This is a genomic window from Streptomyces sp. NPDC001480 (assembly GCF_042894725.1).
Classification (GTDB): Bacteria; Actinomycetota; Actinomycetes; order Streptomycetales; family Streptomycetaceae; genus Streptomyces.
In genome coordinates this window covers 115,651-131,123 of record NZ_JBIAVX010000006.1, presented here as the reverse complement: position 1 = coordinate 131,123, position 15,473 = coordinate 115,651, and the positions used below count along the sequence as shown (strand labels likewise).

Annotated in this window: 13 protein-coding genes; 4 read left to right on the top strand and 9 right to left on the bottom strand. The window is 70.3% G+C overall.

Annotated elements, in window-relative coordinates; all coding sequences use genetic code 11:
* Positions 1-43 precede the first annotated feature (43 nt).
* The 3 genes from ACFY01_RS16070 to ACFY01_RS16060 all read left to right on the top strand — a co-directional run bounded on the left by ACFY01_RS16070 (position 44) and on the right by ACFY01_RS16060 (position 1,852).
* Positions 44-682 (top strand): hemerythrin domain-containing protein, encoded by a 639-nt coding sequence (locus ACFY01_RS16070; protein WP_390736336.1) that lies wholly within the window; start codon positions 44-46, stop codon positions 680-682.
* Positions 679-1,617 carry a pyridoxamine 5'-phosphate oxidase family protein gene (locus ACFY01_RS16065; RefSeq protein WP_390736335.1) on the top strand — a complete coding sequence of 313 codons (939 nt, stop codon included), beginning with the start codon at positions 679-681 and terminating at the stop codon, positions 1,615-1,617. Before ACFY01_RS16070 ends, ACFY01_RS16065 begins: the two co-directional genes overlap by 4 nt.
* 97 nt (positions 1,618-1,714) lie before the next feature.
* Entirely contained in the window at positions 1,715-1,852 is a 138-nt protein-coding gene (locus ACFY01_RS16060; RefSeq protein WP_390736334.1) for a hypothetical protein, read from the top strand.
* Between the two features lie 524 nt (positions 1,853-2,376).
* Here the strand turns inward: ACFY01_RS16060 and ACFY01_RS16055 are convergent.
* Together ACFY01_RS16055 and ACFY01_RS16050 are read right to left on the bottom strand one after the other, a co-directional pair.
* The gene (locus tag ACFY01_RS16055; protein ID WP_390736333.1) at positions 2,377-2,874 is read right to left on the bottom strand and encodes an alpha/beta fold hydrolase; all 498 of its coding nucleotides are present in this window, start codon (positions 2,872-2,874) and stop codon (positions 2,377-2,379) included.
* Between the two features lie 448 nt (positions 2,875-3,322).
* Positions 3,323-3,736, bottom strand: coding sequence for a winged helix-turn-helix transcriptional regulator (locus ACFY01_RS16050; RefSeq protein ID WP_390736332.1), 414 nt, complete (start codon positions 3,734-3,736; stop codon positions 3,323-3,325).
* 103 nt (positions 3,737-3,839) lie between these two features.
* On the opposite strand from ACFY01_RS16050, the gene ACFY01_RS16045 reads away from it, so the two are divergent.
* Positions 3,840-4,706 (top strand): alpha/beta fold hydrolase, encoded by an 867-nt coding sequence (locus ACFY01_RS16045; protein WP_390736331.1) that lies wholly within the window; start codon positions 3,840-3,842, stop codon positions 4,704-4,706.
* Positions 4,707-5,520: 814 nt separating this feature from the next.
* On the opposite strand, the gene ACFY01_RS16040 is transcribed toward ACFY01_RS16045, so the two are convergent.
* The 7 genes from ACFY01_RS16040 to ACFY01_RS16010 all read right to left on the bottom strand — a co-directional run bounded on the left by ACFY01_RS16040 (position 5,521) and on the right by ACFY01_RS16010 (position 15,169).
* Positions 5,521-6,801, bottom strand: coding sequence for an MFS transporter (locus ACFY01_RS16040; RefSeq protein WP_390736330.1), 1,281 nt, complete (start codon positions 6,799-6,801; stop codon positions 5,521-5,523).
* 26 nt (positions 6,802-6,827) lie between these two features.
* A complete protein-coding gene (locus ACFY01_RS16035) occupies positions 6,828-7,814 on the bottom strand; it encodes a 3-oxoacyl-ACP synthase III family protein (RefSeq protein ID WP_390736329.1) in 987 nt (328 codons plus the stop codon).
* A 68-nt stretch (positions 7,815-7,882) separates the two neighbouring features.
* Entirely contained in the window at positions 7,883-9,151 is a 1,269-nt protein-coding gene (locus ACFY01_RS16030; RefSeq protein ID WP_390736328.1) for an ATP-grasp domain-containing protein, read from the bottom strand.
* Positions 9,141-11,156 carry an acetyl/propionyl/methylcrotonyl-CoA carboxylase subunit alpha gene (locus ACFY01_RS16025; protein ID WP_390736327.1) on the bottom strand — a complete coding sequence of 672 codons (2,016 nt, stop codon included), beginning with the start codon at positions 11,154-11,156 and terminating at the stop codon, positions 9,141-9,143. Before ACFY01_RS16025 ends, ACFY01_RS16030 begins: the two co-directional genes overlap by 11 nt.
* A 6-nt stretch (positions 11,157-11,162) precedes the next feature.
* Positions 11,163-12,767, bottom strand: coding sequence for a carboxyl transferase domain-containing protein (locus ACFY01_RS16020; RefSeq protein WP_390736326.1), 1,605 nt, complete (start codon positions 12,765-12,767; stop codon positions 11,163-11,165).
* Between the two features lie 100 nt (positions 12,768-12,867).
* Positions 12,868-14,079 (bottom strand): aminotransferase class I/II-fold pyridoxal phosphate-dependent enzyme, encoded by a 1,212-nt coding sequence (locus ACFY01_RS16015; protein WP_390736325.1) that lies wholly within the window; start codon positions 14,077-14,079, stop codon positions 12,868-12,870.
* A gap of 226 nt (positions 14,080-14,305) precedes the next feature.
* Positions 14,306-15,169, bottom strand: a complete 864-nt coding sequence (locus ACFY01_RS16010) for a 3-hydroxybutyryl-CoA dehydrogenase (RefSeq protein WP_390736324.1) — start codon at positions 15,167-15,169, stop codon at positions 14,306-14,308.
* Positions 15,170-15,473: the final 304 nt, after the last annotated feature.

The window sequence follows — 15,473 nt, the reverse complement described above, 5'->3', positions numbered from 1 at the left end:
GGCTTTTCCTCCCCCTTCTGACCACCAGCCCTACACGCACGAGATGGTGGTCGTCCACCGGGTCTTCCGACGCGAGGCGGCGCTCGCGCCCCGTCTGGTGCGTGCCGTGCCCGACGGCGACACGGCACGCGCGGCGCGGATCGCGGCCCACCTGGACGACTACGTGATGGGACTGCACCATCACCACTCCCTCGAGGACGAGTTGGTCTGGCCTCTGCTTCACGCACGCGGCGCGGGTGGCGAGTTGGTCGACCGGATGGAGCAACAGCACCAGAGCATCGACCGGACGCTGGCGGTCGTCGCCGAGTGGCTCCCCGCGTGGCGGCGGGAGGCGAACCACATCGCCCGGGAGGAACTGGCCCTGGTGCTGCTCGAGCACCACAGGGTGCTGCTCGAGCACCTCGACGACGAGGAGCGGCTGGTGCTGCCCCTGGTCGCCGAGCATCTGACCGTCGCCGAGTGGGACCTGGTGGGCCGACGCGGTCTGGAGCAACTGCCCAAGAACAAGGTGATGCTGGCCCTTGGCGCGATCCTGGAGGACGCCACGCCGCAGGAACGCACGTACTTCCTCGGCAGGGCCCCGTTCGTCGGTCGTCTGCTGTGGAAGACCGTCGGCCGGCGGCAGTACACCGCCGCCTGCCGTGCCCTGCGCGACGTACTGCACGAGGAGGCTGGCCGGTGACGCTGCTCGATACCGCCCCCCTCGACGTCCTGGACGCCTACCGGACCTGCGAGTTCGTCACGCTCGGCCGGGATGGCGCACCGGTGGTCTGGCCCGCCGCGGTCCGCCGTCGGCCCGACGGAACGCTGTTGCTGACCACGTCTCTGGCGTTCGCACAGAAGGCGCTGAACGTGCGCCGGGACGGGCGCGTGGCCCTGCTCTACTCCGACCCCACCGGCAGCGGACTCAACCACGCCCCCCAGATCTTCGTCGGTGGCCGGGCCGAGTGCCCGGACGACATCATGACGGGACCCGAAGGCGCCGAGGACTACTGGCGGATGCTCTTCGCGCGGCAGCCGCACAGCCGGTCCTACCTCGCCCCCGGCATGAGACGGCTGATGGAGTGGTACTACCTGCGCCTGCTCATCACCGTCACTCCTGAACAGGTCATCGTGCGCCCTCCGCTGGCCACGCTGTCCTCAGCACAGCCCGCCACCGGGGAGGGACCCGTCGCGTCACTCCCCGGTGCCGCACAACTCGCGCGCTATCAGAGCGCGGTACTGGCTGCCTGCGACAAGACGGGAGCACCCGTACTCGCCCGAACCCGGCCCGCCGCCACCCGGGCGGGATTCGCGGTGACGGTGCCCTCCGACTTCGCCATGACGGCCGGCCCCGCCTCCCTGCTGGTGCACCGGCACGATGAGCGGCTCAACCACATGCGGAACACGCTTGTCCGCGGAGAGCTGCGACAGGCCGGTGACAAGTGGCTGCTGGTGCCCGACACGGTGGTGGAGCCGATGGGTTCCGGGCGCCCGAGCGACGCGCTGCGAGTGCTGCGCCGAACGAAGCGGGCCACCGCACGTTATCTGGACCGACGTGGCCTGGCACGGCCCCGTGTGCAGTGGGAGGCGTTCCGGGCACTGGCCACCCCCGAACCGGCGCGAACCGGTCGCTGACGACGGTCCGCGCGGGCGGCGGTCAGCTCTGTCACAGGGCAGTGCGCCGCCGTCCCTTCTCGCTCACCTCGCACGCGCCTTTGCAGGATGGAGACCCATGTACTCGGTGATCGCCGTGATCGTCCCGGCCGTCACGGCGGCCGCCGTCATCGGAGCACGGGCCCTCGGCCGTTGGCCGAACACGCGGACCCGCAGGGACCGGATACAGCAGGTGATGCGCTCACCCCACCATTGACGGCGCACGGCGTTCGAGCCCATGGCTCAATGGTGAGCCCGACGACAGTCCACGCGGTGCTGTTCCTCGTTCCTCATCGGATCGGTCACTGCCCCGTTGGCCGGAATCGAAAGGAGAGCACGCCACTGTCCCGCCGGCCGTCGTTCAACTGGTGACCGCACTGGTAGCGCTCGCCCGCTTCGTTGCACTGTGCCGCCCTGGAACAGCCGTGCGGCGCCCGCAGTAACGCGTCAGACGTAGAGGAAGTCCCGCAACTCCCGTACGGCTTGCTCGTGGTGGTGCCGGACGCTCGCCGAGTCGGCGGCAGCTTGACCGGCGAACGCACCTTGCCCGCGGTGACGAAGGCAGCCGATCATTCGCCCATGGGACCCGAAGTGCAGACTTTCGTCGTCGACGGCCCGATTCCTGACTGGGACGCGAGCGAGGAAGCGATCGAATCACACCGTGCGCACCGGGTTCCTGCACGCCTGGGGCGGACGATCACTCAAAGCAGCGCGGTGCAGTGGTATTGGGTCACGACGCCCTCACTGCGTCTGCCGGCATTCCGGGTCGAGGAATCCTCGGGCGATGGCATTGAAGGCATGCGGCGCCGTCATGGGCAAGAGATGCCCGGCGTGCGGTAACACGGACAGGTGGGCTCCCCGGATGGCCGCCGCGGTCCGTCGGGCGTCCGGCAAACTGGCGCGATCCCGCTTTCCGCACAGCACAAGCGTGGGAACGGCGACCTGCGGAAGTACGCAGGAGAGGTCGCTCGTCTGCAGAGCGTCCAGCATGTCGATCCATCCGTTGCGATCGGGCAGGTCGGAGACCGCGCGGACCAGCCGGCCGGGGCGATGCCGTTCGATCCGAAGCCGCCGCTGTGACGTCGCGCCCGGCGCGATCTCAGGCCCCCCGGACAGAATCAACCGGGCAACGAGGTCCGGGTTCTCGGCGGCGACCTGCGCGGCCACGATCGTCCCCGAGAGAATGGCCGCACAGGTGAACCGACCGTAGCTGTCGGGCGACCAGCGTCGGCCGATCAACCTCGCCAGCCTCCATGCGTCCTCATGATCACAAGATCGCAGATCCTGGGGTCTGCGACCGCATGTCCGCAAGATCCACTCACCGGAGTCGGTAAAAGCCAATGTGCCCTTCGCAGAGCTCCGGGCCGGCCAGCACCTGTGCCCGGTCGGTCAAGAGGCCGTACTCTCTGGGTGATGTCGGAGCTCGAGTGGCCTGTCTGCACGCTCGTGGGACCTGGGAAGTGGCCGGGTTGCGCCCGGGAGCTTTGCGTGGCTCGCTCGGCGGTCGGCCGCCGAAATTCGACCCGATTGACTACCGCGAGCGGCACGCGGTCGAGTGCGGCATTAACCGCCTCAATGGACACCGGGCCGTAGCCACGCGGTATGACAAGTTGGCGGTCCGCTACGAGGCGACCGTTCTTGTCGCGGCCATCAACGGGTGGCTGTGACCAGCACATTCCCTCCGCGGCTAATTGGGGGGTGACTCGTCGGCGAGCTGGTTGCTGCGGTCGATCTCCGGCATGTGCGTCTCGGCCCAGACACGCAGCGCGGAGAGCGGTCCTTCGAGGGACAGGCCGAGCTCGGTGAGCCGGTAGTGGACGGCGGGCGGCACGGTGGGTTCCACGCGGCGCGCGACCAGACCATCGCGGACCAGGCTGTGCAGGGTGACGGACAGCATCTTCTGTGAGATGCCCGGGATACGGCGCCGCAGTTCCGCGAAACGGATCTCACCCGGAGCCTCCTCGGCCAGCACCTTGACCGCCATCGACGTCCACTTGGTGCCGATACGGTCTAGCAACTGGCGGGTCGGGCAGCGCGGATCCAGCAGGTCCCCGCGCTCACCGGGTCGCTGGTCACGTCCGCCGGGCCTCGACGTGGTCACCTGGAGCTCACCACCTGAAGGGAAAGTGCCGTCTTGGGCAGACCAGGGTAGTTCCCTAGCGTGACCTAGTCACCACCACTCACCAAGCACCTGGAGTCCCCCCATGCCCGAGCTGCGACGCGTCCTCGCCAACGGTGTCGAACTGAACGTCGCCCTCTCCGGATCGGGCCCGGCTGTCCTGCTGCTGCACGGCTTCCCGCACACCTGGGAGCTGTGGACGGACGTCATGGCCGATCTGTCCGGCCGCTACCGCGTCATCGCGCCGGACCTGCGCGGGTTCGGCGCGAGCAGCCGGGCCGCCTCCGGGTACGACGCGGGCACCCTGGCCGAGGACGCCGCGGCGCTTCTCACCACGCTCGGCGTGTCCTCGGCCGCGGCGGTGGGCATCGACGCGGGCACCGCGCCGGCCTTTCTCCTCGCCCTGCGCCGCCCCGGTCTCGTCCGGCGCCTGGTCGTCATGGAGTCCCTTCTGGGCAGGCTGCCCGGCGCCGAGGACTTCCTCGCCGACGGGCCGCCGTGGTGGTTCGGCTTCCACTCCGCCGCGCCCAGCCTTGCCGAGACCGTGTTGGAGGGCCACGAGGCCGCCTACGTCGACTGGTTTCTGAGAGCCGGCACGCTCGGCGACGGTGTGCGCCCCGCCCTCCGGGACGCGTTCGTCCGCGCATATACCGGCCGCCAGGCGTTGAGCTGCGCGTTCTCGTACTACCGCGCCCTGCCCGAGAGCGCAGTACAGATCGAGCAGGCGGTCGCCACTGCCCGCCTGACGGTGCCAACGATGGCGCTGGGCGCCCGGCCCGTCGGTCCTGCGCTGGAACGCCAACTTCGCCCGATCTCCGACGATCTCACCGGACACGTCATCGAAGACTGCGGCCACATCATCCCGCTGCACCGGCCGCACGCCCTGCTCACGCTGCTGCATCCGTTCCTGGCCGGCGAGGACGCGAAAGCAGCGTGCCCGGGGCGGGGCTGACATTCGCAACACGCCCCAGAAGGTTTCTGGCAAGCGGAAGTCGAGCCAGAACCCGTTCTCGCGTGCATAGCCACGTTCGCGGATGCGCTGTTCCTGACGCTGCTGGGCCTTCACGGTCAGACGGATCTGCGCTGGCTGCCTCAGCGGTGGCGAGTTGGCCATCGCCTTCGAACCCGCTTTCGTCCTGGACGGCTTGAGCGCCCTGGCGGCCGAGTCCGTCCAGTTTCGACTTCACCGCTCCCGCCAAGCCCGCCGTCCTGCGCGGCCACGGCAGCGACGACCAGGCGCTGCGCTACCTCCTCATGCCGATCCGGCTCACCAGCCGACCCGACCCGCACTTGGAGGCGACCAATGCCCGACCAGCAGCCCCAGCGCACCGTCCCCGAGCGCTTCCCGCCGACGACCCCGGCGGCTCCTGGCCCGCAGACGAGTATGCCGCCCGCAAGCAGGCCCAAGGGCAGCCCGCCCTGTGGTCATGGGCCTGCGCACCGACTCCTTACTCGTCATCACTGACCATCCACCCAGAGCTGAACAGTGCTGCGGCCGGGCCGGGCCCTCCGGCCCGGCCCGGTCGCTCCCATGTATCCCTCGAACAGGAAGGTCTGCGAGCACAAGATCAAGCCCTCCGGAAGGCCGCGCGACGCAGAATCCGGCTGCACTGGCCGGGCCCGCCACCAGGTGATGTGTAGCGAGCACGGCGCCGTCGGGTGAGCCGAGGGCTGAGGACCCCGCTCACCGGCTCGGGCCTGAGCCGGACGGACACGCGTCGGACGCCTGCCGCGTCTTCCTGCCCGGCAGAGCGCGACCGACCCGCTCAGGAGTCGCTCACGCCGGTTCCGGCGGCCGGTGACGGAACCTGGTGGTCTCCCGGCGTGAGGGGCGCGGCATCGGACTGAAGGTGGGACTTCGCGAGAGCGCGCTCGGCCCAGCGGGTGGTCGGGGGAATGGCCAGGCCGGTGAGGGCGAAGCCCAGACCTACGATCCACCAGCCGATCCGGCCCTGGTCGATGCAGAGGGCGATCAGCACGGAAGGGCCGAGGGTGGTGCCCAGGCCGAGGCCCATTCCGAACAGGCCCTGGTACTGGCCCAGGGACTCCTTGGGTGCGAGGGCGAAGGACAGTTCGAAGCCTCCGGCGGCCTGCCAGATCTCGCCGAACGTGTGGATCGTGACGGCCGCGAGCAGCACCAGGACGACGGCCCACGTGGGCAGTCCGGGCAGCGCGGACAGGGCGGCGCACGCCAGCAGGAAGGCGAACCCGGCCTTGCGGAAGGCGGCCGCCGCGGCCGGCACGGTGTCGATGGTGCGGCTCCCTCGTACCTGGAGGCAGACGACGAGCGCGGTGTTGGCCAGCATCACGGCCGAGACCGACCAGTGCGGTGCCGAGGTCCGGCCGAGCAGCCACAGCGGTACCGCGACGGTCAGCACCCGGTACTGCATGGCCATCAGCCCGTCGAGGACGGTGAGCACCACGTAGGGACGGTCCCGCAGTGCGATCCACCTCGGGCCGGGGCGCGCGTTCAGCGGCGGCACGCTGGGCATGAAGGCCGCCATCGCGGCCCCGATCGCGTACGACACCGCGCTCGCGCCGATGATCAGCACGTACGCGGACCTGGTGTCGCGTCCGATCGCCCAGGCCGCGACGACCGAACCGGCAGCGATGCCGAGGTTCGTCACCGCCCGGAGGTAACCGCGGAACTCGGCCGGCTTCTCACCCCCGTACCTCTGCACGAGGGGGCTGCGCGCGGCGGGACCGGCGGCCTGCGCGACGGCGCTCAGCGTCGCGCAGACCACGAAGGTCCCAAAGTCCCTGGTGAGGCTCAGTCCGGCCATGGCGAGACCGCCGACGAGCAGTGTGACCGTGTACACGGCACGCGCGCCGACCCGGTCGGCCAGATGGCCGATGGGGATGCCGGCCGCCAGCGACACCGCGCCCGCGACGCTCATGCCGAGGCCGACCTGCGCCGCCGGCAGGTGCAGCCCCCGGGTCAGGTACAGCACACCGGCCGTGAGGTAGATGCCGTATCCGAGCATCGTCAGCAACGTCGCCGCGGCCAGCAAGCGTTGCGGTCTTCCCGGGGGAAGCAGTGCGGGCATGGATCGACCCTTTCCTTGTCCGGGCGCTACCGCTGCAGGAGCGCCAGCGCGCTGTTCATGCCGCCCCCGAAGGCCGCGAGCAGCACGGTCTCGCCGGGGCCGATCCGTTGTCCGCGCCATGCCTCGTCGAGCGCGACGGGTATGGAGGCGGCGCCGGTGTTGCCGAGGCGGTCCACGTTGACGTGGGTCGTCGCCGAGGGCAGGGAGAGCAGTCCGGAGAGCTCGCCGAGCATGACGCCATTGGCCTGGTGCGGTATGAAGTGCCGAATCGATTCGGCCGGTACGGCGTGTTCCGCGAGCAGTTCGTTCACCAGCTTGGGCACGACGTCGGCGACGAACTCCCGTACCGCCCGTCCCTCCATGCGGAAGTGGTGGCGGCCGTCGCGTACCGTTCGCTCCGAGGCGGGAAGCCTGGAACCACCGGCCTCGACCCGGATCAGGTCGTGGTGACCGCCGAATCCGCGCAGCTTGGCGGCGTACAGTCCGCGTCCGCTCGCCACTGGGCCGAGGACCACGGCGCCCGCGCCGTCACCGAAGAGGACCGCGGTCCTGCGGTCCTCGGGGTCGAGGATGCGCGAGTACACGTCCGCACCGATGACGAGAGCCGCGCCGCCGGAGCCCTCGGCGACGAGGTGCCCGCGGGCCAGCGCCAGGGCGTAGACGAAGCCGCTGCACACGGCGTTGACGTCCACGGCGGCCGCCTGGACGGCACCGATCCGGTCCTGGACGAAGCTCGCGGTGGCCGGCTGGGGCTGGTCGGGTGTGGAGGTGGCGACGACGACGAGGGAGATGTCCGAGGCGTCGAGGCCGGCCGCGGCCAGGGCGCGCCGCGCGGCGCTCGCCGCCAGGTCGGAGGTGGCCTGGTCGGCGGCCGCCCGGCGCCGCAGGCGGATGCCGGTCCTGTGCTCGATCCAGGCGGCGTCCACCCCCGCCGGTGCGGCGACCTCCGCGTTGGGGACGATGCGTTCGGGCACGTAGGAGCCGGTGCCCAGAACGCCGATGACGTGGTTCATGCCGGCCGTCCTCGGGGCGTTGCGGGTGGTCGTGGGAGTGGCGTCGACGCCGTGCGGGTGGCGGCCCATCAGGCGGACGGGCCGGCCGAGCCGTCGGGCTCCACCGTGAAGCGGACGGATTCGACGAGTTCGCGGGCCAGCTTCTCGGCGGCCGGGGCGTCCTCCGCGCCGACCACGATCAGTCCCGCGCGGTCGCTGGACCTGCGGAGCGGCTGGACACGGTCGCCGGGACCGACGGACAGTTCGGCGTACAGCACCGCCGGGTGGTGGCGCACCTCGTCCCACCCCTCGACCGAGAGCAGCCGGCCGGGTGGGGGAGTGAAGTAGCGGACGGCCGCTCCGCGTTCGGGCAGATACTCGGCCGGGTCTTGGCGGCGGCCGAGCAGGTCGTCGTAGACGACGCCGTACAGGTCGAGTCCCGGGACGGCGTGTTCGAGCATGCGGTGGATCCAGTCGCCGCCGTAGCGGCCGTGGACCTCGCCGAGCACCACGTCGTCCGCGGTGAGCCAGAGCTCCACGTGGAAGGCGCCGGCGCACAGGCCGAGGGTGCGCAGTGCGGTGGTGACCCGCTCCTTGACGCGGTGCTCGTCGGTGGGGGAGAGGACCGCGGGGAGCGTGTGTCCGATCTCGACGAAGAAGGGTGGCTCGGCCTTGTCCTTCGCCGTGATGGCGAAGATGTGCGGCTGCCCGTCCAGGAACACACCTTCGACACTGAACTCCGGCCCGGTCACGAACTGTTCGATGAGGAAGCGGTCCGGGTCCGGGAGCACGGCAAGAGCCTGCCCGAGCTGCTTCGGCGACTCGACCAGGCTCACGCCGATACTGCCCATGGCGTCGCGGGGCTTGACCACCCAGGGGCCGGGAACCTCCGCCATGAACGCCTCGGCCTCGGCCGCGCCGCCGCACAGCCGCACCGGCGGTTGGGGGAAGCCGGCCTCGGAGAGAGCCGCCCTGCACAGGTCCTTCGTACGGATACGGCGGACCGCCTCAGGGGGGTTGCCGACGGCGCCGACGGCCCGCGCGGTCTCCGCGACGGCGACCTGGGCCATCTCCTGCAACGCGTAGACGGCGTCGATCGGCCGGCCCTGCGCCGACTCGTCGGCAGCCCATCGCGCGGTCCCCAGGGGATCGCCGAAGTCGACCGCCGAGGCGGCGTCGGCGGCGGCGAGCACGTCGGGGGTCGCGGCGAGCGCGACGGCCGGGGCGACGACGTGGGTGCGGATACCGCGTGCGCGGGCCTGCTCCAGGGCGTCCGTCACCATGGCGAGGCTGATCTTCACGGCGCGGGCGCCGCCGACCAGCAGCAGGGTGGGGCGAGGAGTGGGCTCAGCGGACATGTTCGCTCCGTTCCGGTGCAGGCCGGACCGGCTGTCCCGGTGGGGGCCCTGAGGATTCTTCGGGCAGCAGCACGGCCAGGACCTGGCCCGCCGCCACGGCGGCGTGCAGCGCGCAACCGAGCTTCTCGATCGTGGCGGGAGCGGGCGCGGTAAGGCGGTGCTCCATCTTCATGGCCTCGATCACGACGACCGTCTCACCGGCTTCGACCCGGTCCCCCTCGGCGTGCGGGAGGGAGACGACGACGCCGGGGAGTGAGGCGCGCAGGACGTTGTCCGACGCCGCGGCGTCCCGGTCGGAGCGGACGTCGTCGGTGATCGTGAACCGGTCGCCCCCGATGCACAGTTCGACGTCGGCGCCGACGCGTGTGCCGGACCACCGGTGACCCCCGGCGTGGCCGGTCCACACCGGGCCCTGCCGGGTGATGCGTACGTCGACGGTCCGGTCCCCTACACGGACGGCCAGGACGGAGCCGGTCCGGGCCGTGATGGCCGCCTGCCGCCGGCTGCCCCGGCAGCGGACCGTGATCCGGCCCAATGGGGCGTCGGGCGCCAGCGCCGCGCGGTCGAGGGGTCCAAGCCGCCCCCACCACGGGGAGGCGGTTTCGGGTGCGGGCATGGCCGCGATCGAGGCGGCACAGGCGATGGCGAGGTCCGCGGTCTCGTGGCCGTCCGCCGGTGAGACGCCGTCCACCAGGTGCGTGTGCGTACGGCCCGCCCGTACGCGGGGTTCGCCCAGCAGGTGGGTGAGGTAACCGACGTTGGTCGTCAGGCCGAGGACGGTGGTGGAACCGAGCGCCGCATCCAGCCGACGCAGTGCCGCGGCACGGTCCGGGCCGTGCGCCACCAGCTTGGCGACCAACGGGTCGTAGTGCTGCGAGGCCTCGCCCGCGGTGTCGAAGGCCGCCTCCACCCGCACGGAGTCCGGCCACCGCGCGTACACCGCCCGGCCCGGCGCCGGCCGGAATCCGGCCGCGGGGTCCTCCGCGTACACCCGGCATTCGATCGCGTGGCCGCTGCTGGTGATCTCCTCCTGGGGCACCGGCAGCGGTTCGCCCGCCGCGACGCGAAGCTGCCACTCGACCAGGTCGATCCCGGTGATCTCCTCGGTCACCGGGTGCTCGACCTGGAGCCGGGTGTTGACCTCCAGGAAGTAGAAGTCCCCGTCGGGCCCCAGGATGAACTCGAAGGTGCCCGCGTTGACATAACCCAGTGCCCGCGCCCCGCGGACGGCGGTACTGAGCATCGCCGTGCGTACGGACTCGTCGAGACCGAAGGCCGGGGCTTCCTCGACGATCTTCTGGTGCCGACGCTGGAGCGAGCAGTCCCGCTCGTACAGGTGGACGACGGAGCCCTGGGTGTCCCCGAAGACCTGCACCTCGATGTGGCGGGGCGACGGGACGTACCGCTCGGCGAGCACCCGCCCGTCTCCGAAGGCGGCGCGTCCCAGCCGGACGGCCTCGGCCGCCGCGTCGGCCAGCTGGGATTCGTCGGTCACCACCCGCATGCCTTTGCCGCCTCCTCCCGCGGCGGGCTTGAGGATCAAGGGGTAGCCGATGCTCCGCGCGTCCGCGGCCAGCTCGGCGTGCGACTCGGTGGCCTCCGGTGAGCCGGGCAGGACGGGCACGCCAGCCGCTGCCATCAGCTTGCGGGCCGTGGCCTTGTCACCCATGGCCCGGATGGTCTCCGGCCGCGGCCCCACGAAGGTCAGGCCCGCCTCGACGACCCGCTCGGCGAACCGCGGGTTCTCGGAGAGGAACCCGTAGCCGGGGTGGACCGCGTCGCACCCGGAGCGCAGCGCCGCGTCGATCAGCGCGTCGATGTCCAGGTAGCTCCGCGCCGCGGGAGCCGCACCGACGCGGACCTTCTCGAAGGCGCCGGTCAGGTGGTCGGCTCCGGCGTCCGCGTCCGAGTACACGCAGACGTACTCGACGCCGAGCCGCGCGCAGGTGCGGGCGATCCGCCGCGCGATCTCACCACGGTTGGCGATCAGGATTCGTTTCAGCACGGCCCCTCACATCCTGAAGACGCCGAAACGCGTCTCCTGTTTGGGCGAGCCGGCGGCCATGGCCAGGCTCAGCGTCATCCAGTCCCGGGTCTCCACGGGGTCGATCACCGCGTCCACCCACAGCCGCGCCCCGAAGTAGGCGGGCTGTGACTGCTTCTCGTACGCCTCGACGATCGGCTGCCGGATCGCCTGCTCCTCCTCGGCGGTGAGCGTCCTGCCCTGCTTGGCCAGTTGGTCCTTGCGGATCAGCGCCATCACTGTCGCGGTCTGTTCCGCGCCGACCACGGTGGAGGAACCGCTCGGCCACATGGCCATGAGCCGGGGACCCATCGACCGGCCGCACATCGCGAAGTTCCCCGCGCCGTAGCTGCCGCCGATGACGATGCTGAACTTCGCAACGCGCGCGGTGGAGACCGCGTTGACGAGCTTCGCCCCGTGTTTGGCGATGCCCTCGGCCTCGTACTGGGAGCCGACCATGAAGCCGTTGATGTTGTGCAGGAACAGCAGGGGGATGTCCCGTTGGACGCACAGCTCGACGAAATTGGCCGCCTTCAGTGAGCTGTCCGGGAAGAGGATGCCGTCGTTGATGACGACGCCGACCGGAAACCCGCCGATGCGACCGGTGCCGCAGACGATCGTGGTCCCGTACCGTGCCCGGTACTCCGAGAACTCGCTTGCGTCCAGCAGCCGCGCGAGGATCTCGCGGGCGGGGATGTGTTCGCGCAGTCCGGCACTGACGATGCCCGGCAGTTCGGCGGGGTCGTAGAGGGGTTCCTGGGGTGGGACGGGTGGCTCGGTCACGGGCGGCGCGGGGTGGCGGGACACGATTTCGCGGACGAGGTCCAGGGCGTGCTCGTCGTCCTCGGCGAAGTGGTCGGCCACGCCGGAGACGCGCGTGTGCAGGTCGGCTCCGCCCAGCGTCTCCGCGTCGACGACTTCGCCCGTGGCCGCCTTGACCAGCTGCGGTCCGCCGAGGAACACCGTGCCGGTGCCGCGTACGATCACCGCCTCGTCGCACATCGTCGGGATGTACGCGCCACCGGCCGTGCACGATCCCATGACCGCGGCGATCTGGGGGATGCCGGCGCCCGACATCTCGGCGATGTTGCGGAAGATCCGGCCCAGGTGGTGTTCCCCGGGGAAGAGGTCCTCCTGGAGGGGCAGGTACACCCCGCCGGAGTCGACCAGGTAGACGCAGGGCAGGCCGTTCTCCCGCGCGATCTCCTGAGCGCGCAGGTGTTTGCGCACGCCGAGCGGGAAGTACGTGCCGCCCTTGACCGTGGCGTCGTTGGCGAAGACCGTCACCAGGCGGCCGGCGACCACCCCGATTCCGGTGACCAGCGCGGCCGAGGGCACCGGCTGGTCGTACACGTCGTGCGCGGCCAGCTGCCCGATTTCCAGGAACGCGGTACCCGGGTCGAGCAGCCGGGAGATCCGCTGCCGTGCGGTGAGCTTGCCGCGCTCGGCGTGCTTGCGGTGGGCGCGGTCGCCGCCGCCGGCCACCGCGGCTTGCCTGGCCCGCTCGACGGCGTCCCGTCTGCTTTCGAAGTCTTCGGCGTTGCGTCGGAAGGTCTCTGATCCGGTGTCGATGTTCGAAGTGAGTACAGCCATCCGCTGACGTCCTCGGCTCCCCTGTTGACGCGCTGATCTCCGTGATCGCGCGGTTCCCGTTGACTCATGGACTCGTGGCTCGCGTGCGGCGCTCGGGGACTCAGCCGAGCTGGTCCCGCCATTTCTTCAGCAGCAGGCAGAAACGGTCGACGTCGGCCTTCTGCATGTTGGCCCGCAGCATCAGCCGCAGACCGGCCTTCCCGCGGCCGATGACGGGGAAGAAGATCGGTGAGGAGTAGAAGCCCTCCTCGAACAGCCGCTGCGCGAGCCGCACGGTCGCCCCCTCGTCACCGAGGTTGACGTGCCGGATCGGCAGGCCGTCGCCGTGCTGCTCGGTGGTGATATGGCTGTCGAAGAGCGCGATGTTCTCCTGCAGACGCCGCTGGAGGTCCGTCAACTCCTCCGTCTTGTGCAGCTCGACCGAGGCGAGCACCGCTCCGAGCCCGGCCGTGTTGATCCGCTGCGACCACATGATGGGGCCACCGTTGCGGATGGCGAGGGTACGTCTGCGCGCGGATCCACGGGGGCCGAGCAGCACGGCACCGCCCGAGGCTCCGAAGCCCTTGTTCAGGGATGTGATGATCAGCGTCCGGTCGTTGATCTCGCCCATCTCGCTCAGTACGACGCCTCGTCCCCGCTCGCCCACGGTGGAGATGCCGTGGGCCTCGTCGAAGAAGAGGAACAGGCCGTACTTCTCCTGGAGGCGCAGCAGCTCCCGGACGGGCGCCTGGCCGCCGGTGCTGTACACGCCGTCGGCGACGTAGGCGACCCTCTTGTGCTGCTTGCACAGTTCTTCCAGAGCCTCGACGTCGTTGTGCCGGACCGTGGTCACCTCGGCCTCGTCGGCGACGCTGGGCTTCATCGCGTTCAGGCAGAAGTGGGCGTTGCGGTCGAAGACCATGAGCGGTGGCTCGCCGTCGGTGAACAGGCCCGAGGCGACCAGGGGCAGGGCGGCCCAGGCCGCGGCGGCGCAGGAGGCCACGGTCACCACCTCGGCGTCCAACAGGCCGGACAGTGCCTCCTCCGCATTGCGCAGCGACTCGAAGCGGACCCGCATGCGGGAGGTCGAGGTGTTGAGTGCCCCCTCGGCCAGCACGGCGTCCGCCGCGGCCCGGACGAGTTTGGGGTGGGTGTCCAATCCCAGGTACGAGTACGACGACATGTTGATGAACTCGCGTCCGTCGTCTATCGCCCGGTGCTCTCCGTCGCCCAGTCCCTTGACGACGACGTCGAACAAACCTGCCTCTTCGGTGACGTCCCAGAAGACGTCACTTACTTCCGCTGACTTCTTGACGTTGAGGAATGCGTGCATGGTGCGCTCTTTCACAGCCTTAGGTCGTGGGGAAGCGCGCGATGAGCGCGCGGAGGATTGCCCGGCGGCCGGATGCAACGCTCGAAACCGCTCGGGACGTCCGGAGAAACGTCCGGGGGAGAGGAGGCCCGGACCAGAAATGGACCAGAGAATGGACCAGAGAATGGACCAGAGAAGGGGACAGGAAATGGGACAGGAATGGAGCAGAAGATGGACCGGGAACGGATCAGGAGTAGACGTAGAAGCCGCGGCCGCTCTTCCGCCCGTGCCATCCGGTCTCGACCAGTCGCAGCAGCGACGGCGGAGCGGCGTAGTGCGGCTGCTTGAACTCCTCATGCAAGGAGTCGGCGATGGCGGCCACGACGTCGAGCCCGATCAGGTCTGCCAGTCTCAGCGGCCCCATGGGGTGCGCGCATCCGAGCTCCATGGCCAGGTCGACCTGTTCCGCCGACGCGGTGCCCTCCTCGACCATTCTGACGGCCGCCAGCAGGTAAGGGATGAGCAGGGCGTTGACGACGAAGCCGCTGCGATCGGCGGTGCGCACGCACGTCTTGTCCAGGACATCGGTCGCGAACTGCTCGACGCGGTCGCAGATCGCCTCGTCACTGAGCAGCGCCGGCACGATCTCGACGAGCCGCAGAGTGCTGACCGGGTTGAAGAAGTGCATGCCGATCACCCGCTCGGGCCTGCTGACGGCACGGGCCAGTGTGGCGATCGAGAGGGAGGAGGTGGTCGAGGCGAGTATCGTCTCCGGTGGGACGGCCTTGTCCAGAGCGCCGAAGATCTCGCGTTTCACAGCCCCGTCCTCGCGCGCGGCTTCGACGACCAGATGCCGGTCGGCCAGCTCGCCCAGGTCGGTGGTGACGTGGATACGGGCGACGGCGTCGTCGCGCGCCCCCTTGTCGAGCTTTCCCTTCGCCACCCGCCGGTCGAGGGATTCCGCGATGCGACGGGGCGCCTGGATGAGCGACGATTCCCGGGAAACCATCAGACGAACGTCGAGACCACGCACGGCGCAGAGTTCGGCGATGCCGGCGCCCATGGTCCCCGAACCCACGATTCCCAGGCGGGTGATGGGTCCGTGCTGCACATCTTTGCTTAATTCCGCAGGGCCAAGAGGCACAACGAACTCCTGAAGATCGGCGCGGAGTAGCGGGTCGGGGCACGAGGGTGCTTGCCCCGGGACAGGACCGTAGGCAGTGCCCGGGACTCCCACAATCGATCTTGCATGGATGACACACGCTTGTCATACGCGTTGACACAGCCGCCGCAGAGATTCAACAACAAAGCCGTCGGCGGTCCGCGCGCGACTGCCGCACCGTCGCATCCAGTCCTGGTCGGTGGGCCATTATGCAGCGGCTTCCCGCGAACCCGCGGTGAGCGTCTCGCGCGCC

Excerpts from the sequence above, each read along its gene's own strand:
- ACFY01_RS16070 (WP_390736336.1), top strand. The coding sequence starts at position 44 with ATGGTGGTCGTCCACCGGGTCTTCCGACGCGAGGCGGCGCTCGCGCCC.
- ACFY01_RS16040 (WP_390736330.1), bottom strand. The coding sequence starts at position 6,801 with ATGCCCGCACTGCTTCCCCCGGGAAGACCGCAACGCTTGCTGGCCGCG.
- ACFY01_RS16020 (WP_390736326.1), bottom strand. The coding sequence starts at position 12,767 with ATGGCTGTACTCACTTCGAACATCGACACCGGATCAGAGACCTTCCGA.
- ACFY01_RS16060 (WP_390736334.1), top strand. The coding sequence starts at position 1,715 with ATGTACTCGGTGATCGCCGTGATCGTCCCGGCCGTCACGGCGGCCGCC.
- ACFY01_RS16015 (WP_390736325.1), bottom strand. The coding sequence starts at position 14,079 with ATGCACGCATTCCTCAACGTCAAGAAGTCAGCGGAAGTAAGTGACGTC.
- ACFY01_RS16035 (WP_390736329.1), bottom strand. The coding sequence starts at position 7,814 with ATGAACCACGTCATCGGCGTTCTGGGCACCGGCTCCTACGTGCCCGAA.
- ACFY01_RS16030 (WP_390736328.1), bottom strand. The coding sequence starts at position 9,151 with ATGTCCGCTGAGCCCACTCCTCGCCCCACCCTGCTGCTGGTCGGCGGC.
- ACFY01_RS16045 (WP_390736331.1), top strand. The coding sequence starts at position 3,840 with ATGCCCGAGCTGCGACGCGTCCTCGCCAACGGTGTCGAACTGAACGTC.